The organism is Bradyrhizobium barranii subsp. apii (assembly GCF_011516635.5).
In the GTDB taxonomy this organism is placed as follows: Bacteria; Pseudomonadota; Alphaproteobacteria; order Rhizobiales; family Xanthobacteraceae; genus Bradyrhizobium; species Bradyrhizobium barranii.
The window spans coordinates 2,458,731-2,477,399 of sequence record NZ_CP096255.1; the positions used below are offsets into that span (position 1 = coordinate 2,458,731).

Genomic DNA, 18,669 nt, shown 5'->3' on the forward strand with positions numbered 1-18,669 from the left:
TCTTATTGCCCGCCTGCCGCCTGAAGATAAGCAACGATCTTGCTCGCTTCGTCAGCGGAGACACCACCATATGGCTGCATCTTGTTGCCGGACACGACCTCATCCGGCTTGACCATGAAGCGGGTCATCTTGTCCTGATCCCAGACGAAGCCGGCGTCCTTCATCGACGGAGAGTAGTTGTAGTTCGGCAGCGAGCCGGCCTTGCGTCCCACGATCTTGTTGAGATTGGGACCGAGGCGATTGTCGCCATCCTTCACCGAGTGGCAGGTGCGACAGGAATTGTTGAAAGCCTGCTGGGCCGCCTCGTCGTTCGCCGGCTGCTGGGCGAGCGACGAGGGCGCAGACAGGAGCAGCGTCAATGCGCCGGCAGCTGCGATCGAGCGCAGCCATGGACCTGGCGACATTTGCAGGCGTGATCGCATCCGCGCCTCCGAACAGCGCTTCTCCAAGCGAGGCCGCCCGGAGAGCATGATGCAAACGAAAACGGCCCCGGTGGGTTCCGAGGCCGTTTGCGTCACAATGTCCTGTCGCGTTAGCGCGTCGCGGCGCCGAGGTCCGCGCGGCGTTCCGTCATCGGCAGCACGATCACCTTGGTGCCGACGTTGACGCGGGAGTAGAGGTCGGTGACGTCGTCGTTGGTCAGGCGGATGCAGCCGGACGAGACGTGCTTGCCGATCGTGTCGGGGGCGTTGGTGCCGTGGATGCGGTAGATGGTGCCGCCGAGATACATGGCGCGCGCGCCGAGCGGGTTGCCGGGGCCGCCGGCCATGTGGCGCGGCAGATAGGGCTGGCGGGCGATCATTTCCGGCGGCGGGGTCCAATCCGGCCACTCGGCCTTCTTGGTCACCGACTGCACGCCGGACCAGGTGAAGCCGTCGCGGCCGACGCCGATGCCGTAGCGAACGGCCTGGCCGTTGCCGAGCACGTAATAGAGATAGGTGTTGGGCGTATCGATGATGATGGTGCCCGGCGCCTCACGCGTCGCATAGGAGACGGTCTGGCGGCGGAAGCGCGCCGGCATCTCGACCGGGTCCTGATCCTCGGACGGCGCGGCCTGGTAAGGCGTGGCCTGATAGGGCTGGTACGGCTGCGGCGCGGCCATCGGCGGCAGCGGCTGGAAGAACGGGAAGAGCTGCACGGGCGCAGCCTTGGCCGGACCGGCAAATGAGATTGCGGAGATCGCCACGGCGCTGAGCGCAACGGCGCGCGAATACGTCTTGAACGTGTCCAGATTAATCATTGATCGCCCCTGTTTGATCGGTGTTTCTTGACCACCGCGGCACCGTTTCGGTGCTCCGTTGCCCAAATCACTAACGACAAAACGTTTCGGGAGCTTTGCGCGGAAAACCGAAAACGGTTTCATGGCGGAAAGGATTTGTTTCATGACGGTTTCGTGGCGGCGCGGACCCGTTAACCAACAAAACAGCGGGCCGACACTTCTGTGACGTCACACGCCTGAAATATCCGTGGTTGATGGTCCTAAGCCGAGAATCATCAAACTCTCGGGATTTCCCCATGCGGGTATTAATCGCGACTGACGCCTGGCATCCGCAGGTTAACGGTGTGGTCCGGACGCTGACCTCGCTGGCGAACGCGGCCAAGGCGCTCGACGTCGAGATCGACTTCCTCACCCCGGACGGTTTTCGGTCCTGGCCGCTGCCGACCTATCCGGGCCTGCGCATCGCGCTGCCCAGCGGTAAGGAGATCGCGCGGCGGATCGAGAAGGCGGCGCCGGAAGCCTTGCACATCGCGACCGAGGGGCCGATCGGCTGGGCCGCGCGCGCCTATTGCCGCCGCAACCGCCTTGCCTTCACCACCTCCTACACGACGCGTTTTCCCGAATACGTCTCGGTGCGGACCGGTATCCCTGATGCCGTCGGCTATGCCGTGCTGCGCCACTTCCACGACGCTGCCGCCATGACCATGGTGGCGACGCCTTCGCTGCGGCAGGAGCTCTCCGAACGCGGCTTCAAGCGACTCGGCTTCTGGACGCGCGGCGTCAACACCGAGCTGTTCCATCCAGACAGTCCGGCCAAGCTCGACCTACCGGGTCCGATCTTCATGACCATGGGCCGCGTCGCGGTGGAGAAGAACCTCGAAGCGTTCCTCTCGCTCGACCTGCCCGGCACCAAGGTCGTCGTCGGCGACGGCCCGCAGAAGGCGGCGCTCGAAAAGAAATATCCGGATGCCGTCTTCCTCGGCGAGAAGAAGGGCGCGGATCTGACCGCGCATCTCGCCGCCGCCGATGTCTTCGTCTTCCCGAGCCTGACCGACACGTTCGGTGTGGTGCAACTCGAGGCGCTCGCCTGCGGCACGCCGGTGGCGGCGTTTCCGGTGACGGGCCCCAAGGACGTCATCGCCGATCATCCGATCGGCGCGATCGACCATGATCTGCGTACCGCGTGCCTCCGCGCGCTCACCATGTCGCGCGAGACCTGCCGTAACTTCGCGCTGGAGCGTTCCTGGGAAAACAGCGCGCGGCAGTTCGTCGGAAACCTCACCTCACTTCAGCCCAGCCGCATCCTGCGCGCCTCGCCGGTCATGGCGCGGCGGCCGGTGCGCGGCTGATCTGCAACGTTTGACCCACAGCGAGAACCTCATCGATGGCTAAGATCATGAACCTTGACGGTACCCAGCAGCTCGACCTCACCCGTGGCACGGTTGAGCAGGCCTATGACCGCTGGGCGCCCGTCTACGATCTCGTGTTCGGCGGCGTGTTCGCCAAGGGCCGGCAGGCCGCGATCGCGGCCACCAACAAGATCGGGGGCCGTGTGCTCGAGGTCGGCGTCGGCACCGGCATCTCGCTGCCGCTCTACGCGCCGCATCTGCGCATCTTCGGCACCGACATTTCGGAAGCGATGCTCGACAAGGCGCGCCAGCGCGTCACCGAGGGCAATCTGAAGAATGTCGAGGGCCTCGCGGTGATGGACGCCGAGAAGCTCGAATTCCCCGACAATTCCTTCGACGTCGTGATGGCGCAATATGTCGTCACCGCCGTGCCGAACCCGGAAGTGGCGCTCGACGAATTCGCCCGCGTGCTGCGCCCCGGCGGCGAGCTGATCATCCTCACCCGCGTCAGCGCCGATACCGGCATGCGCCGCTTCATCGAGCAGAGGCTCCAGCCGGTGGTGCGCCCGCTCGGCTTCCGTACCGCCGAGTTCGCCTGGTCGCGTTATACGAAGTGGCTGGCCGGTGCCAACGGCATCGAGCTCGCCGAGCGCCGCCTGATTCCGCCGCTCGGCCATTTCTCGCTGGTGCGCTTCCGCAAGGTCGACGTCGCCAAGGCAGCCTGACCGTCACTCCTCATGGCGAGGAGGCGCGTAAGCGCCGTTTCGAACCATGAAGGCCCGTGCTGATGCAGCTCGGCCTTCATCCTTCGAGACGCGCGTTCCGCGCTCCTCAGGATGAGGGGAGAGAGTAACACGTGCGTCATCGCGCCGCTGCACATCGTCACATGACAAAATGATGATGTCACACGGCCTACATCGAATCCCTGTAAATCCAGAACCCGAAAGCATTTTGGGGGAGAGCATGATCAAGAATTATCTCGAGCAGCTGCGGATCCAGCGCTGGGACGACCATCGCTACTATCACCACAGCCGCATCAATCAGAGCCTGCACTTCGTCAGCGCGCTGAGCTTTCTCTTCGCCTTTGTCTGGCTGTTCGTCGATCCCATGATCTCGGCGCTGGTCGGCTGGCTGGTCTCGATGACCTCGCGCCAGGCTGGTCACTTCTTCTTCGAGCCGCACGATTACGACCACATCAACCAGGCGACGCACGAGTACAAGGAAGACATCAAGGTCGGCTACAACCTTCAGCGCAAAGTGGTGCTGATGGCGATCTGGGCGCTGTCGCCGCTGGTGCTGGTTGTCGATCCGACGCTGTTCGGCCTGTTCACGCCCTGGGCGAGCGCGACCGATTTCATGCGGCAGGTCGCCAAGATCTGGCTAGTGATCGGCGGCGGCGGTCTGTTGTTCCGCACCGTGCACCTGTTCTTCATCCGCGACGTCGAGACCGGTCTCGTCTGGATGACCAAGATCCTGACCGATCCCTTCCACGACCTGATGCTCTATCGTAGCGCACCGCTCGCCCTGATGCGCGGCGAGCTGATGGACCCCGGTCTGCACCTCAACCCCGAGCACACGCTGGGCCTCATCTCCGAGCCCACGCTCGAAGAGCAGCACGCCTGAGCACGCTGTTCTCACACAACACTCCGATGTCTGATGGTTACGTCATGCCCGGCCTCGTGCCGGGCATCCACGTCTTGGGGATACCTTTAAAGTGACTCAGCGGAGCCCAGCGCTCTCTTCACCTCGCCCCGCTTGCGGGGAGAGGTCGGCTTTGCGCGTAGCGCAAAGCCGGGTGAGGGGGGCTCTCCGCGGTGGTGCTGCTTCCGGATCGTTCGCTAATTCTCACCGCGCGCGCGGAGAGTCCCCCTCACCCCGACCCTCTCAGCGCGAGCGTAGCTCGTCGCGGCCCCGCATCCGCCTTCGCCAAGGCTTCGGCGGACAAGGGCGGGGCGAGGGAGAAGGGCGGGCGGTGATCAGGGTTAAGAGTGAGAAAGCCTCAGCGCCCAAAACGCTTGGCCAGCATCTCTTTCAAAATCTGCCGCTTGATATTCTTGTTGGTGAGCACGCCGTCGTGCCACCAGAAGCCGTCGGCTTTCATCTTCTCGGCCGCGCGGACGAAGCGCTCGGCGACCTCGGTGAAATCGGCGTCGGTGTAGTTCAGGCTGAAGATCAGCCGGCCGGTGCCGACCCAGCTGAGCGACAGGCCTTCGGCGCGAAGGTAGTATTGCAGCATCCAGTTGTAGCGGGACGGGGTGGTGTATTTCACCGTCCAGATCGACGAGAAGTTCGCAAACTGCACCGGCAGCTTGGCGTCCGTCATCATCTGGTTGAGCTTTTGCGCGCGGCCGTTCCAGGTCGTGTCCAGGCCGTCGTAGATGGCACGGAAGTTCGGGCTGGCGAGCCGGCTCAAGAACTCGTCCATCGCCGTCATGACGTAGGGGTGCGAGTTGAAGGTGCCGCGGGCGAAGCAGATATCGGCGGGGCGATCGTCGCGGAAGCGACGCATCAGCTCGCGTTTGCCGCAGACGACGCCGACCGGCAGGCCACCGGCAAGGCTCTTGCCGTAGGTCACCATGTCGGCCTTGACGCCAAAGTACTCCTGGGCGCCGCCGGCGGCGAGACGGAAGCCGACGAAGACCTCGTCGAAGATCAGCGCGATGCCGCGCTCGGTGCAGACTTCGCGCAGCTTCTTCAGCCACTCGGTGTACGCCGCGCGGTCAAAGTTGCCGCCGCGGGAGGAATCGACCAGCGAGGAATCGCCGGGCGCGTTGCCGTTCGGATGCAGGCCCTGCAACGGATTGACCAGCACGCAGGCGATGTCCTTGCGCGTGCGCAGCACGTGCAATGTCTTCTCGGACATCTCGGCGAGGGTGTAGGTCTCGTGCGCGGGAATGGGGTTGCCGACGCCGGGCTGCACGTCGCCCCACCAGCCGTGATAAGCGCCGGCGAAACGGACGAGATGCGTGCGCTTGGTGTGGTAGCGCGCAAGCCGCACCGCCTGCATGACTGCCTCGGTGCCGGACATGTGGAACGAGACTTCGTCGAGGCCCGAGATCTGGCAGAGCCGTTGCACGTTCTCGAGGATAACGGGATGGTAGGGGCCGAGCACGGGTCCGAGTGCATGCGCGCGCTTCTCCGAGCCCTCGATGCACTCCTTGTAGAAGTCGTTGCCGAAGATGTTGACGCCGTAGGATCCGGTGAGGTCGTAGGAGGTGTTGCCGTCGAAATCCGTGACGGTGACGCCGCTGGACGATTCCATGAAGGTCGAGGTGCCCAGATGCTCGCGGACGAGGCGCGAGAACTGGAACGGCACGCGGTAGGTTTCGGTGAAGTGCAGGTCGGAGATCTTTTCCGCCGCTTCCTTCGTCATCGCGCGGCCCTTGGGGTAGCGCTCGGCGTAAAGGCTGGCGAGGCGGAAGAAGGCGTCCTTGCGCTGCTGCACTACGTTATCAGGCGCGCCGTCGCAGCCGAAATACTTGTCGCCCTCGAACTCGTAGAACGGGAGCAGCTTTGCCACCCGGCGCGACATCTTGGAGTGTCCGGCGAGCGACCGGTGCTTGGCGCGGGAGAGCTCGATCCGCGCCTTGAGCTTCGGGAAGGCGGCGGCAGCGGACGCTGCGGCGGCCACGGAAAATGAGAGAATCGGGAGTGTCGTTTCCATGACAACAAGCGCTAATACTGCGAGCTGACAGATTCATGACAGTCAAAGCCCTCATCGCCTCTTTCACCCAGCAGGAAGACCTCAACTTCCTGTTGACCAACCGCATCCCCCGCGCGGCCCTGACCCGCTTCATGGGCCGGTTCTCCAAGATCGAGAACCCGCTCGTCAGGGACTTCTCGATCGCGCTGTGGAAGCTGTTCTCCGACCTCGATCTGTCGGAGGCACGCAAGACCCACTTCAAGAGTCTGCACGACTGCTTCACCCGGGAGCTCAAGCCGGGGCTGCGTCCCTTTGATCCCGACCCTTCCATTGTCGCCAGCCCTTCGGATGGCATTGTCGGCGCCCATGGCCGGATCGCCGACACCGAGCTGTTCCAGGTCAAGGGCGCGCCCTATTCGCTGCTCGACCTGCTCGGTGATTCAGCGCTGGTCGACCAGCACCGTAACGGAAGCTTCGTCACGTTGCGGCTGACATCGAGCATGTATCACCGCTTCTATGCGCCATATGATGCGCATATCGAACGCGTCACGCTGATCCATGGCGACGTCTGGAACGTCAACCCGATCGCGCTGAAGCGGGTCGAGCGTCTGTTCTGCAAGAACGAGCGCGCGGTGATCCGCACGCATTTGTCGACTGGCGAAGCCGTGACGCTGGTGCCGGTCGCCGCGATCCTGGTCGCGAGCATCCGCCTGCACTTCCTCGACATGGTGCTGAACGCGCAGACCCGCGGGCCGGTCAATTTCCCCTGCGACGTCAACGTGACCAAGGGCGAGGAGCTCGGCTGGTTCGAGCACGGCTCCACCATCATCATCCTGGCGCCCGGTGATTTCAACTTCTGCGACGGCATCGGCGAGGGCACCCGCATTCGCGCAGGTCAAGCGCTGTTGAAGAAGAACTAGCCTTCAATCCGCCGCGTCGGCAGCCTATATCGTCGGCGGGCCGATTGGATCGACACGGAATCTTGTGATGGCGCGGGCGCCGGTGATGGCGGCGGGTGGTATTGTGCTGCGGCGTGGCGCACCGCCGCTGGTTGCGGTCGTGCGCCAGCGCAAGCGCAACGAATGGGTTTTGCCCAAGGGCAAGCTCGACGACGGCGAGACGCCGAAGGAAGCCGCGCACCGCGAGGTGCTGGAAGAGACCGGCCACGATGTGGCCATCCACGAATTCCTCGGCACGCTCGTCTACCAGTCGGGAGGGCGCTCCAAGGTCGTGCATTTCTGGCGCATGGAGGCCGAGGGCGGTCCCGTTCGCAAGCTGATGAACGACATCAAGGCGGTCGACTGGCTGACGCTGGAGGATGCGCTCGCGCGCCTGTCGCGCGAATATGAGCGGGCATTCCTGGTGCAGGTCGGTCCGATCGCGCTCGCAGCGGCCGGACTGGCGCCTACGCCGGTGCCCGAGCCGGCGCCAGCAACCGACGACATCGATATAGCTTTGCAACCCCTGACACCAGCTGAAGCCGCCTCAGTCGACGAACTGCGTCATGGCCTGTTGCAGAAGGTGAAGGCCTGGCTGCGCGGCGAAGCGTGAGTTGTCTTCACGCTGCTCTGCTCGCGAGTTTGGAAAAATCCGCGAGCTAGCAAGTTTGTGGGAGCCTTAGTTCCCTCCAAGTCGTCATTGCGAGCGCAGCGAAGCAATCCAGAGTCCCTCAGCGGAAAGATTCTGGATTGCTTCGCTTCGCTCGCAATGACGGAGGAGAGGGCCGCGCACTCGACGTCGACCCTCATGGTGAGGAGCGCGCGTCGCGCGTCTCGAACCATGCGGCCCGACTGTGGCCTCGCCCTTCGAGATGCTTGCTTCGCAAGCTCCTCAGGGTGAGGGGAGGCACCGTTCACCGCCGCTCTTTCTTCTCCTTCGGAGCGGGCGCCGGTCTGCGCGGTGCTGCGGGACGTTGCGCGGCGGGGAGGCGCTGCTGGAATCCGCCCTGGCGCTGGATGCCGCCTGGCTGCTGAGCCGCGGGCGGCTGGCCCGGCTGCAATCCGGTGCGGGGCGTTTGCGGCTGCGGCGCCGTGCCCGGCTGTGACGGCGCGACTCCGCCGGGCTGCGCCGGGGTCTGTCCGTTTCGCTGTGGCTGCGTCTGCAACGCGCCGCCGGGCTGCGTGCCTTGTCCGGTACGCGGCGCACCTGCCGGCTGTCCCGCACCTTGCTGCTGACCTGGTTGCTGCTGGCCCTGTGGTTGCTGGCCTCGCTGCTGCTGCCCCTGGCCCGCGCGCGGCGCGCTCGGCTGCACGGCGCCGCCTTGTCCTTGCCGCTGCGGCGGCTGCGCGCCCTGGCGGCCTGGCGTGCCCGGCTGCTGCTGACCCGGACGGTTGTTCCGGCCAGGCTGGCCGTTCGGGCGCTGCGGCTGCTGGCCGGGCGCTGTCGTCGGCCGCAATTGCTGCTGCTGCGGAGGCTGGGTCGGCCGCGGAATGCGGCTGATCGCGGCCGGATTGGCGCGGCGGAAGTCGCGCTGCTCGGTGACGATCTGCCGGCCGGTGGTCTGCGCCAGATGCACCTGGCTGACGAAGCCGCGGTCGCGCGCGATCTGCTGCGGGGCGATCGTGATTGGCACGGCGGCAAAGCGCATGCCGCCTGCGCTGCCGGCGCCTGGGCGGATCGCAAAACCGCTTGCGGCCTGCGTCAGCGCGCCGAGTCGCGTGCCGCTGGTGCGGTCGTTGACCTCGATGTGGCCGACCCGGCCGTCGGCGTCGGGATAGAGCTTGATGTTGACGTTGTTCGCAGCACTGGCCGTCGCGCCTTCGGGAACGTCGACGACGCCGGTGGTGCCCCGGATGCCGAGCGTTGCGGTCGGCGTTGCGATCTTCATGTCGCCGGTCTTCGCCACGGCTGCCGCAACGAAGGCAACGGTGCCCTTGCCGATGTCGAAGATCGCCGAATTTTGCTTGCCGCCGTCCTCATAGACGTAATTGTCGATGGTGATCTTCGCGCTGGCGGAGAGGTTGAACGTGGTGGCGTCGTTGAAGGTGATGCCGAGCGAGGAGTTCGACGAGGTCTGCACGACGTCGTTGAGATAGATGTCGTCGCGCACGCGCAGCGGATAAGAGTTCTTGTCGCGGACCACGGTCGCGATCCCCGTCACGGTCGCGACGTTGCCGATCGGCTCGATGGCGGCAGGTTGCGCGTCCGTGGCAGGCGCAGGTGAAGCCGACGGCGTCGGGGAGGGGGCGGGATTTGGCTGCGCCTGGGGCTGGGCCTGCGCAAGCTCGATTGCATCGGATGCGAGCGCCACGCTCGCGCCGGCCAGCGGCAACGCCAGCAACGGAAGCGCGAAGACGAAGCGGCGCCAAGCCACCATTGATGTCACGAGGAAGTCCCGGTGAGAGCGCGAGGCGAGATCGGCCGATATCAGCCGGGGTTAGCTGAATGGCGGATGAACATGTGTCGCATGGATGGGGCGGACGTTCAAACGACCTGCGATACGAGCGAATGAGCTCGGCCCTCTCTACTGCGTCATGGCGGGGCTTGTCCCGGCCATCCACGTCTTAACGCGCGCTACCGAGAACGTGGATGCCCGGGCCTTCGCCTCGCCGAAGCGGCTTCGGCCGCGCAGGCGGGACAAGCCCGGGCATGACGATCATTGTGCACCTGTCGAGGATGACACCTCCGGTGTCAGCTGACACGCTTCCAGGTCTGGCCGCCGCAGAACATGCCGCCGAAGGCGCAGCCCTGCACGCGCATCGCATTCGGGCCCTTCATCGCGATCGTGGAGTCGTAGTTGCGGCCGGAGTCGGGATCGTGGATGCGGCCGCTCCACTTCGCGCCGTCGGGCTTCATGTTGATCAGGATGCGCTCGTTGGACTTGACGGCGTAACCGCAGAGATTGGCGCCGCACTGTTCGACGCGGACATTGCCCTTGTTCTCTTCGGTCGCCCAGACGCCGATCGGCGTATTGGCGGCTTGCACGGGCGCGGCAGCAACCGGCGCCGGAGCGGGCGCGGGAGCAATCGCGACCGGCGCCGTGTTGTCGTAGCCGGCGGCCGGAGCGGCGGCAACAATCGTGGCGGGAGCCGCGGGGGCGGCGACAGCAGGCGCGGCCGGCGCGGTCGCCTGCAGCGGCGCCTGTTGCACGGGCTGCTGCTGCACCGGAGCCGGCGCCGGCTTTGCGGTCGTCGTGGACGGAGCTGGCGTGGTGTCGTCGTCGTCCTTGGAGCCGCCGAGGCCCTTGAGGTTGATGTTGTTCAGTTTGATCGGCTTGTCCGACAGGCCCGGTGCGACGATCGTCACGCAATCGAGCGAGGCGCAGTTGCGCGGCGTCTCGATGCGGATGTGCTGGCCTTCGATCTGGAACGCAATCGAGTTGCCGGCATGCGCAGCGGCGGTCGAAGCGAGGAAAAGCGCGGTGGCGGCGATGGTGAGCTTGTTCATGACAACCTCCGAAAATTGTGCCGGTCTGAACAGGTGTCGCTGGTGGATGGAGCGTGGTTCGACCCTAGGCCGAGCCTGTCCCGCCTTCTGTGATGGATGTCACAACGGACCGCGTCGGCTGGGTGAGGCAGCGCACATTCAGCGGTGGGTCGTCCCGCGTAACCTCGTCGCGACACAGAGGGAGGCGCCGATGAAGCGGCTTGCGACATCGCTTGGCACATTGATCGCTTTGGCGGCGATGGCGTCGTCGGCCCAAGCCGGTTCCTACACCTTCTCGATCGGCGGCCACCGGTTTCATGTCGAGGCGCCGCGGACTTGCCGGTCTGTTTCCTGTGTGTCGGTTTCATCCAATCGCAGGTTCCGGCCGACGAACGACGTCGACACGACACCTGCTCCGTCGCCCGCGGTCGCGCCGTCGCAACCGGCGTGTCCGGCAGCTCCGGTCAGGCCTGCGCCAGCGGCCGTCGTCGTGGCACCGCCAGTGCCGCCGGCTCCTGTCATGGCCGCGACCACATCGCAGCCTGTTGTCCTGCCGCCGCCAAGACTCGAGCCGCCGAGCCCGCCGAGAGTTGAGCTGCCGCGCACGGATCCGCCGAAGACGGTCCTGCTCGATCCGCCGCGCATGGAGGCGACGGCCGTCGCTCCGAGGCCCGACGAGACTTCATCGATCGCCCAGCGCAGCGATGACGAGCCGGCTTATTCGCCGCTCGGCGAATGGGAGAGCCCAGGCGCGAAGGGCATGGTTCGCATCGAACGCTGCGGCGCCGCGCTGTGCGGCTATGCGTTGACCGAAGCCTCGAGCCGGGGCGAAAGCGTGCTCGTCAACATGAAGCCGAAAACGCACGATTCCTGGACCGGCAGCATCTACAGCCGTTCCAGCGGCAGCACCTATTATGGGACGATGACGCTGACGGCTTCCGGCAGGCTTCGCGTCGAAGCCTGCGCGCTCGGCCACTTCTGGTGCTCCGGCAACGACTGGACGCGCGTCGAGGAGCGGCAGCAGAAGGTGATCACGACATCGCGGCAGTGGGGGGCAAGGTCGTAGCGTTTCTCTTACCCTCCCCCTCCAGGGGAGGGTGGCAGTTTGCCCCTGTCCAATTTGTAATCGTCCCGCACCGAACCTGCTTCTCGCTTGCGCGCGACCGATGGCTGACGACGCATGCAAGGACAGCCAACATGAAACGTCTCGGCCTCATCGCCGCGCTGCTGATCGGCAGCGCGATCCCGGCCCACGCCGACACCGACATCTGGAACAACATGCTGAAGCGGCAGCGCGGCGACGATGCGGTGCATGTCGACAGCGCGTTCTGCGATGCGCAACTCGGTGCGCCGCAGAACGGCAAGGTGACCTCAGCGCAATACAAGCGCTGCATGCGCACGCGGGGCTGGCGCTTCAGTCATACGGTTCGCGAGAAGGACGACGGCTATCCCGATCCTGACAATCCCGGTCTCGTCTGTCACGACTTCAAGATCGGCGGCGTCACGGGATCGTCCTGCTCGAATTTCTGAGCACGGCAATAGGCCCGACGGCCGGATGATCCGGCGCCGCCAGGCAAGCCCGTGATGCGGTCGGTGATGTCTCTAGATCATGCCGAGCACGATGGCGCCGACAAAGGCCATGGCGAGGTACGCGGTGATAACGCTCAGTCTCCCGGCGAACGTCATAAGGTCGCTCCCGCTGTTGTCCCCCGTGCGAGCGGCATCATGGTTAACAGAGAGTCTCTCTCCGAAAAAGTCAGCCTTGCTTCCGCTGCTGCCGGACGGCGCATGCGCGGGCGCGCCGGTATGGTTAAAGAACACTGAAATCAACACGTTGAAGAGTCTTTAAGTAAATTCACCGAACGTGCGTGCATGACGCGCGGAGTTCGTTTGTATCTCGTCGGCTCCATCGTCCTTGTTTCGCTTGCGGGTTGCGGACGCGGCTTTTTCCAGGCCGAACGCGAACCGTGGCGGGCCGAGGCCGAAGCCGCATGCCTGAAATCGGGCGCGGTGAAAGAGGGGCCGGATCTCGTCCGCATCGACCCGATCTCGGGCCCCGGCATGTGCGGCGCCGAGTTCCCGTTGAAGGTCGCCGCCATCGGCGAAGCCTCGGGCAGCTATGGCTTCGCCGACGAGGAACTACGTCCGCCGGGGAGTGTCGGCGGCCAGCCGCGATGGCCGGTGACGCAGCCGCGATCGAACGCTCCGCAGAACCAGAACTATCCGTCATCCTCCTATCCGCAGCGGTCGAACTATCCCGAGAGCGCGGTGCGCCAGCCCTCCGGCTATGGCAATTCGCCCGGCCCGATGTCGCTGAACGCGCCCGGCGTGGCACAGCAAGAGGACGAGATCGACTTACCGCCCGAGGGCACCGATGCCGCGGGCGCCGCACGCTACATGAATGCGCCGAGCTATCCGGCGCGGCCGGCGCCGTACTCGCAGGCGCCCGCGCAACAACCCTTGCCGCGTCTTGGTCCGGCGCAGGGCAATCCCGTCATCGCCGTCGGCCCCGTCGCGATCAAGCCGACCGCGACGCTCGCCTGTCCGATCGTCTCCGAGCTCGATCGCTGGCTCGCCGATACCGTGCAGCCATCGGCGATGCGCTGGTTCGGCGCCCGCGTCGTCGAGATCAAGCAGATCTCCGCCTATTCCTGCCGCGGCATGAACGGCAACTCGCACGCCCACATTTCCGAGCACGCCTTCGGCAACGCGCTCGACATCGCCGCCTTCGTGCTCGCTGACGGCCGCCGCGTCACCGTGAAGGACGGCTGGCGCGGCATGCCGGAAGAGCAGGGGTTCCTGCGCGACGTGCAGTCGGGCGCGTGCGCGCATTTCACCACGGTGCTCGCGCCGGGCTCGAACGTCTATCACTACGATCATATCCATGTGGATCTGATGCGCCGCGCCAGCCGCCGCCTGATCTGCCAGCCCGCCGCTACCTCGGGCGACGAGGTCGCCGGCCGCGCGCAGCAGCGCAACCCTTACGCCGGTCGGCGTGATCCCTATGTCACGGGCTCGCTTGGAACGCGCAAGAGCGCGACGCGCAAGCAGGAAGAGGACGAGTACGCCGACGAGTAAGATGACCGCCGATATCGTCCGCTATCTCACCCATCCGCAGGTGCAAATCGATCCCGCCGTGCCGGTGCCGCAATGGGGCCTGAATTCGGTCGGTCGCGCGCGCGCCGAAGCGCTGGCGAATGCGGGCTGGCTCGCGAGCACCACGCAGATCGTCTCGAGCGCCGAGCGCAAGGCGATCGAGACCGCCGAGATCATCGCGGGCCGCCTCGGAATCATGATCGAGATCCGCGAGGCCATGCATGAGAACGACCGTTCGGCGACCGGCTTCCTGAAACCGGCCGAGTTCGAGGAGGTCGCCGACCAGTTTTTCGCGCAGCCGCATCTCAGCGTTCGCGGCTGGGAGCGCGCCGTCGATGCGCAGGCGCGCATCGTGCGCGAAACCGAGGCGGCGCTCGCCCGCAACCGTCCCGGCGATGTTCTCTTCGTCGGCCACGGTGCCGTCGGCACGCTGCTGTTCTGCCACTATGCCAGTCACGCAATCGATCGCGTTCACGATCAGGCGGCCGGCGGCGGCAACTGCTTCGCATTCACCCGGGAGGGGCGCCGCGTCCTGCATGGGTGGCGCAAGATGGAAGAGATCGGGGCCTAGCTCCAGGGCGCCGGACAATCATTTCGAGAGCGGCTTTGACGGTGCGGGGACCAGCCCCATGCACCGCTGCACCTCGCCCGGAACGTTGTAGGTCCGCATGATATGGCGGCTGTCGCGCAAGCCGGTCGCCTCACGTTGCACCACGAGCATCCAGAGCGCCTGGCCGGCTTCCATCACCAGCTTGCGCCGCGCCGCTTGCATTGAGGCCGGCACTTCCGAGCGCGCGTGAGCGGCGTCGAATTCGCGCAAGCGCGCAAGACTCTGTTCGAGTGCACTGCCCATCCGTCCAAGCGCTGAGGCCTGTTCCTGGACGATCTCGTAATGGAGGATATCGACGGGCGGGCGAAGATCACGGGACATGGCGCTTAATATAATGCCGCGGCAGCGGGCTGCGCAACGCGTGGCCCGCTGCTGCTACTTCGCCCTGTACGCCGCCAGAAACATCCGCGTCGCGCTGTCGACGACCTCGGTCATGCGTTCTTCCGACGGCGCAGGCGCGGCCTGGAAGACGAAGGGCAGGAAGAGCGAGGCCTTGCACAGCTCCATGAACTGCGACGCCGCCAGATCGCAATCGTCGATCTTGAGATCGCCGGAGGCGACATGGATTTTGAGATATTCGGAGAGCCGGTTGATGGTCTTGTCCAGCACGCGCAGATAATAGCGGCGGCCGACGTCGGGCATGCGCTCGGCGATCGCCATCACGGTGCGAATCGCCGAACCGCCGCCGGGCCGGCACAGCAGATGGATATAGGCCCGGCCAAAATCCTTCAGCGTGGTCTCGGCGTCGCGCGCGGGATCGAAATTGAAAACGACCTGGCCGTGCTGGAGCGCCTCCTGCTCAAGGATGGCTTCGAACAGCGCGCATTTGTCGGCGAAGTAGACGTAGAGCGTGCCCTTGGAGACCTGCGCGGCGCGCGCGATCTCGCCCATGCTGGCGCCGTCGAAACCGAGATCCATGAACACCTTGCGGGCTCCGTCCAGGATCTGGCGGCGCTTGGAGCTGTCCTCCACCTGGACGATGTGGAGATGTTCGCGGCCGGCTACAACCATTGGTTCAGCGTCTCTGAAGGTTTCTGGATCGGGCCCGACCCATGAAACCCAAATAAAGGATTCGGGCCAGTAGGGTCCTGCCCGGGAATATTATCTATGTTGACCGAACCGTTCGGTCAATGATATTTGGAATGGGCGAGAGGGAACCGGCCGCAGGACGGCCGTCCCTGGTCGCCGCTTTTTTGTTGGGGAGGCCTTTATGGCCGTATCGAGAGACCAGGCTGCGCGTGTCCTTCGCCAGGAAGCGGTGGAGACGACGCCGGGGCAGGCCGGCAGTGAAGCTGCGACCGAGAAATCCGTCGCCCTTGCCGAGCAGTTGCGCTCTCATGTGGCCGAGGAAACCAAGCGCCGCACCAATGAGGCGCCGGAGACGCCCGTGACCGACAAGCCGGCTGCACCCGCTGCCGCCGACGGGCCGAAGCCCGGCAAGCGCAAATTCGTCCTGATGGGTGTTGGCCTCGTGCTGGCGCTCGCGGCCGCGAGCTATGCCGGCTACTACACGCTGGTCGGCCGCTTCTACGTCTCCACCGACGACGCCTATGTCCGCGCCAACAACACCATGCTGGGCGCGCGCGTTGCCGGCCACATCTCTTCGATCCTCGCCGGCGACAACACGACCGTGCGCGCCGGCGACGTCGTCTTCCGCATCGATGACGGCGACTACAAGATCGCGGTCGATGCCGCCGCGACCAGGATCGCGACCCAGCAGGCCACCATCGATCGCATCGGCCGCCAGATTGCAGCGCTCGACAGCCAGGTTGCACAGGCCAAGGCGCAGCTCGTCTCGGCCGAGGCGGGCCTCAAGCGCGCCGATCTCGATTATGAGCGCCAGCAGGCGCTGAGCAGCAAGGGCTTTGCTTCGCGCGCCACGTTCGAAAGCTCGGAAGCCGGACGCGACCAGGGCGCCGCCGCGGTCAAGGCCGCCCAGGCCGCCTACGACGTCGCGGTCAGCAATGTCCACGTCACCAAGGCGCAGCAGGCCGAAGCGCAGGCGCAGCTCGCCGAGCTCAAGACCTCGCTCGCCAAGGCCGAGCGCGATCTCGCCTTCACCGCGGTGCGCGCGCCGGTCGACGGCACGTTCTCGAACCGCCTGGTCAGCGCCGGCGACTTCGTCGCGGTCGGCCAGCGTCTCGGCAACATCGTGCCGCTCGACGACGTCAATATCGACGCCAATTTCAAGGAAACCCAGCTCAAGCGCATCCGTCCCGGCCAGCCGGTGACGATCAAGGTCGATGCCTACGGCATGCGCAAGTTCTCCGGAATCGTCGACAGCATCGCAGCGGGCTCCGGCTCGGTGTTCACGCTGCTGCCACCTGACAACGCCACCGGCAACTTCACCAAGATCGTGCAGCGCGTGCCGGTCCGCATCCGCGTGCCGAAGTCGGTGGCGAAGCAGAACCTGCTCCGCGCCGGCATGTCGGTGTATGCGACCGTCGATACCAACAAGGGCGCGGCCGACGCCGACAGCGAGATCGATCTCGACGATCCCACCGCGATCCACCCGCAGTAGCCACAAATCGAGCGCTGCGAGGTCAGACCATGGCCAACGCCACCACCGCCTCACCCGCCATGATGGCGAACCCCGACTCGGAGCGCATCGCGCCGAAGCGGCTGTTCGCCTTCATCATCATGGTGTTCGGGATGTTCATGTCGATCCTGGACATCCAGATCGTCTCGGCGTCCCTCAGTGAAATCCAGGCAGGCCTGTCGGCAAGCTCCAGCGAGGTCGCCTGGGTCCAGACCGCCTATCTGATCGCCGAGGTCATCGCGATCCCGCTGTCGGGCTTTTTGTCGCGCGCTTTCGGCACGCGGCTGCTGTTCGCGATCTCGGCCGCGGGCTTCACGGCCTCGAGCCTGCTCTGCGGCTTCGCCACCACGATCGAGGAGATGATCCTCTGGCGTGCCCTTCAGGGCTTTTTGGGTGCCGGCATGATCCCGACCGTGTTCGCCTCGGCCTATACCGTATTCCCGCGCTCCAAATTCCACATCGTCGGTCCCATCATCGGGCTTGTTGCGACCCTGGCTCCCACGATCGGCCCGACGGTCGGCGGCTACATCACCGATCTGATGTCGTGGAACTGGCTGTTCTTCATCAATGTCGTGCCCGGCATCGGCATCACCCTGGGCGTGCTGGCGCTGGTCGATTTCGACGAGCCGCATTTCGAGCTGCTCGACCGCTTCGACTGGTGGGGCCTGCTCTTCATGGCCGGCTTCCTCGGCACGCTGGAATACGTGCTGGAGGAAGGTCCGCAACATGAGTGGATGCAGGACACGTCCGTTGCGATCTGCGTCTGGATCTGCGCGATCTCGGCGATCGCCTTCTTCTGGCGCGTCTTCACCGCGGCCGAACCGATCGTCAATTTGCGCACCTTCTCCAACCGCAATTTCGCGGTCGGCTGCGTCCTGCAGTTCTGCATCGGTATCGGCCTCTACGGCCTGACCTACATCTATCCGCGCTACCTCGCCGAAGTGCGCGGCTACAGCGCGCTGATGATCGGCGAGACCATGTTCGTCTCCGGCATCACCATGTTCCTGGTCGCGCCGCTGGTCGTCCGTCTCATGGTGAAGGTCGACATGCGCTACATGATCGCGTTCGGCCTCATCGTGTTCGCGATCGGCTCCTACCAGATGACCTGGATCACGCGCGACTACGATTTCTACGAGCTGCTGGTGCCGCAGATCCTGCGCGGCATCGGCATGATGTTCGCGATGGTGCCGACCAACAACATCGCGCTCGGAACGTTGGCGCCCGACAGGGTGAAGAACGCCTCCGGCCTGTTCAACCTGATGCGCAATCTCGGCGGCGCGGTCGGCCTTGCCGTCATCAACACCGTGCTCAACAACCGCACCGACCTGCACATCACCCGCCTTCAGGAGCGGGTGACCTGGGGCAATGCGACCGCGACCGAAACCCTGACCATGTTCATGCAGAAATTCCAGGGGCTCGGCGATTCCACGCTGATGGCGATGAAGCAGCTCAGCCAGATCGTGCACCGCCAGGCCGTGGTGATGAGCTTTGGCGACGCCTTCTTCGCGCTGACGCTGTTTTATCTCGGCCTCAGCCTGCTGGTCACGCTGCTGAGCAAACCGGCCTCGATGACCGGTGGCGGCGACGCGCATTAGGCAAGCGGCTTACGAGGTGTCATCGCCCGCGGAGGCGGGCGATCCAGTACTCCGCGGCGGAAGTTGTGTGAGCTTACTACCGCCGCGGAGTACTGGATGCCCCGGTCAAGCCGGGGCCTGACAGCGGAGATTGAGGCGGCGGCGATGCCGGACCAAGGCGCCACGCACCAAATTGCAACACTCGTCCGTGAATTCGCGGGAGCCCCGTTGCAAACCGGAAACGATACATCTATAAAGCGCACCTCATTGAAGC

Annotated in this window: 19 protein-coding genes; 11 read left to right on the plus strand and 8 right to left on the minus strand. The window is 65.2% G+C overall.

Features of this window, described 5'->3' with window-relative positions:
- Nucleotides 1-2 precede the first annotated feature (2 nt).
- On the minus strand, nucleotides 3-422 hold the full coding sequence (locus tag HAP41_RS11780; RefSeq protein ID WP_166102038.1) for a c-type cytochrome: 420 nt from the start codon (nucleotides 420-422) through the stop codon (nucleotides 3-5).
- 110 nt (nucleotides 423-532) lie between these two features.
- Nucleotides 533-1,240: a L,D-transpeptidase gene (locus HAP41_RS11785; protein WP_166102033.1), complete on the minus strand. Its 708-nt coding sequence runs from the start codon at nucleotides 1,238-1,240 to the stop codon at nucleotides 533-535.
- Between the two features lie 275 nt (nucleotides 1,241-1,515).
- On the opposite strand from HAP41_RS11785, the gene HAP41_RS11790 reads away from it, so the two are divergent.
- The 3 genes from HAP41_RS11790 (at nucleotide 1,516) to HAP41_RS11800 (ending at nucleotide 4,191) form a co-directional block, all read left to right on the plus strand.
- The gene (locus tag HAP41_RS11790) at nucleotides 1,516-2,568 is read left to right on the plus strand and encodes a glycosyltransferase family 4 protein (RefSeq protein ID WP_085405124.1); all 1,053 of its coding nucleotides are present in this window, start codon (nucleotides 1,516-1,518) and stop codon (nucleotides 2,566-2,568) included.
- A 35-nt stretch (nucleotides 2,569-2,603) separates the two neighbouring features.
- Entirely contained in the window at nucleotides 2,604-3,293 is a 690-nt protein-coding gene (locus tag HAP41_RS11795) for a class I SAM-dependent methyltransferase (protein ID WP_166102030.1), read from the plus strand.
- A 238-nt stretch (nucleotides 3,294-3,531) separates the two neighbouring features.
- Nucleotides 3,532-4,191 (plus strand): hypothetical protein, encoded by a 660-nt coding sequence (locus HAP41_RS11800; RefSeq protein WP_166102027.1) that lies wholly within the window; start codon nucleotides 3,532-3,534, stop codon nucleotides 4,189-4,191.
- A gap of 376 nt (nucleotides 4,192-4,567) precedes the next feature.
- Here the strand turns inward: HAP41_RS11800 and HAP41_RS11805 are convergent, their stop codons facing one another.
- Nucleotides 4,568-6,232, minus strand: coding sequence for an aminotransferase class III-fold pyridoxal phosphate-dependent enzyme (locus HAP41_RS11805; RefSeq protein WP_166102022.1), 1,665 nt, complete (start codon nucleotides 6,230-6,232; stop codon nucleotides 4,568-4,570).
- Nucleotides 6,233-6,267: 35 nt separating this feature from the next.
- On the opposite strand from HAP41_RS11805, the gene asd reads away from it, so the two are divergent.
- Together asd and HAP41_RS11815 are read left to right on the plus strand one after the other, a co-directional pair.
- On the plus strand, nucleotides 6,268-7,131 hold the full coding sequence (gene asd / locus HAP41_RS11810; RefSeq protein WP_166102016.1) for an archaetidylserine decarboxylase: 864 nt from the start codon (nucleotides 6,268-6,270) through the stop codon (nucleotides 7,129-7,131).
- A gap of 67 nt (nucleotides 7,132-7,198) precedes the next feature.
- Nucleotides 7,199-7,762 carry an NUDIX hydrolase gene (locus HAP41_RS11815; RefSeq protein WP_166102013.1) on the plus strand — a complete coding sequence of 188 codons (564 nt, stop codon included), beginning with the start codon at nucleotides 7,199-7,201 and terminating at the stop codon, nucleotides 7,760-7,762.
- A gap of 301 nt (nucleotides 7,763-8,063) precedes the next feature.
- On the opposite strand, the gene HAP41_RS11820 is transcribed toward HAP41_RS11815, so the two are convergent.
- Nucleotides 8,064-9,527 carry a FecR domain-containing protein gene (locus HAP41_RS11820; RefSeq protein WP_166106077.1) on the minus strand — a complete coding sequence of 488 codons (1,464 nt, stop codon included), beginning with the start codon at nucleotides 9,525-9,527 and terminating at the stop codon, nucleotides 8,064-8,066.
- A gap of 314 nt (nucleotides 9,528-9,841) precedes the next feature.
- The gene (locus HAP41_RS11825) at nucleotides 9,842-10,597 is read right to left on the minus strand and encodes a DUF2147 domain-containing protein (RefSeq protein ID WP_166102010.1); all 756 of its coding nucleotides are present in this window, start codon (nucleotides 10,595-10,597) and stop codon (nucleotides 9,842-9,844) included.
- 499 nt (nucleotides 10,598-11,096) lie between these two features.
- Here HAP41_RS11825 and HAP41_RS50225 point away from each other — a divergent pair, with 499 nt between their 5' ends.
- Together HAP41_RS50225 and HAP41_RS11840 are read left to right on the plus strand one after the other, a co-directional pair.
- Nucleotides 11,097-11,642, plus strand: coding sequence for a DUF2147 domain-containing protein (locus HAP41_RS50225; protein ID WP_264302695.1), 546 nt, complete (start codon nucleotides 11,097-11,099; stop codon nucleotides 11,640-11,642).
- Nucleotides 11,643-11,773: 131 nt separating this feature from the next.
- Nucleotides 11,774-12,106 carry a hypothetical protein gene (locus HAP41_RS11840; protein ID WP_166102004.1) on the plus strand — a complete coding sequence of 111 codons (333 nt, stop codon included), beginning with the start codon at nucleotides 11,774-11,776 and terminating at the stop codon, nucleotides 12,104-12,106.
- 72 nt (nucleotides 12,107-12,178) lie between these two features.
- Here HAP41_RS11840 and HAP41_RS11845 read toward each other — a convergent pair whose 3' ends face one another.
- The gene (locus HAP41_RS11845; RefSeq protein WP_166051166.1) at nucleotides 12,179-12,409 is read right to left on the minus strand and encodes a hypothetical protein; all 231 of its coding nucleotides are present in this window, start codon (nucleotides 12,407-12,409) and stop codon (nucleotides 12,179-12,181) included.
- A 39-nt stretch (nucleotides 12,410-12,448) separates the two neighbouring features.
- Here HAP41_RS11845 and HAP41_RS11850 point away from each other — a divergent pair, with 39 nt between their 5' ends.
- Together HAP41_RS11850 and HAP41_RS11855 are read left to right on the plus strand one after the other, a co-directional pair.
- Entirely contained in the window at nucleotides 12,449-13,654 is a 1,206-nt protein-coding gene (locus HAP41_RS11850; protein ID WP_166102000.1) for an extensin-like domain-containing protein, read from the plus strand.
- A gap of 1 nt (nucleotide 13,655) precedes the next feature.
- Nucleotides 13,656-14,243 carry a histidine phosphatase family protein gene (locus HAP41_RS11855; protein WP_166101997.1) on the plus strand — a complete coding sequence of 196 codons (588 nt, stop codon included), beginning with the start codon at nucleotides 13,656-13,658 and terminating at the stop codon, nucleotides 14,241-14,243.
- 18 nt (nucleotides 14,244-14,261) lie between these two features.
- Here the strand turns inward: HAP41_RS11855 and HAP41_RS11860 are convergent, their stop codons facing one another.
- Together HAP41_RS11860 and HAP41_RS11865 are read right to left on the minus strand one after the other, a co-directional pair.
- Nucleotides 14,262-14,603, minus strand: coding sequence for a DUF6665 family protein (locus HAP41_RS11860; protein WP_166101994.1), 342 nt, complete (start codon nucleotides 14,601-14,603; stop codon nucleotides 14,262-14,264).
- A gap of 54 nt (nucleotides 14,604-14,657) precedes the next feature.
- Nucleotides 14,658-15,293, minus strand: coding sequence for a TetR/AcrR family transcriptional regulator (locus HAP41_RS11865; protein WP_166101991.1), 636 nt, complete (start codon nucleotides 15,291-15,293; stop codon nucleotides 14,658-14,660).
- A 199-nt stretch (nucleotides 15,294-15,492) separates the two neighbouring features.
- Between HAP41_RS11865 and HAP41_RS11870 the strand changes: the two genes are divergently transcribed.
- Complete coding sequence (locus HAP41_RS11870) at nucleotides 15,493-16,803, plus strand: HlyD family secretion protein (protein WP_166101986.1); 1,311 nt, start codon at nucleotides 15,493-15,495, stop codon at nucleotides 16,801-16,803.
- 29 nt (nucleotides 16,804-16,832) lie between these two features.
- The gene (locus tag HAP41_RS11875) at nucleotides 16,833-18,416 is read left to right on the plus strand and encodes a DHA2 family efflux MFS transporter permease subunit (RefSeq protein WP_166101982.1); all 1,584 of its coding nucleotides are present in this window, start codon (nucleotides 16,833-16,835) and stop codon (nucleotides 18,414-18,416) included.
- The last annotated feature ends 253 nt before the right edge of the window (nucleotides 18,417-18,669 follow it).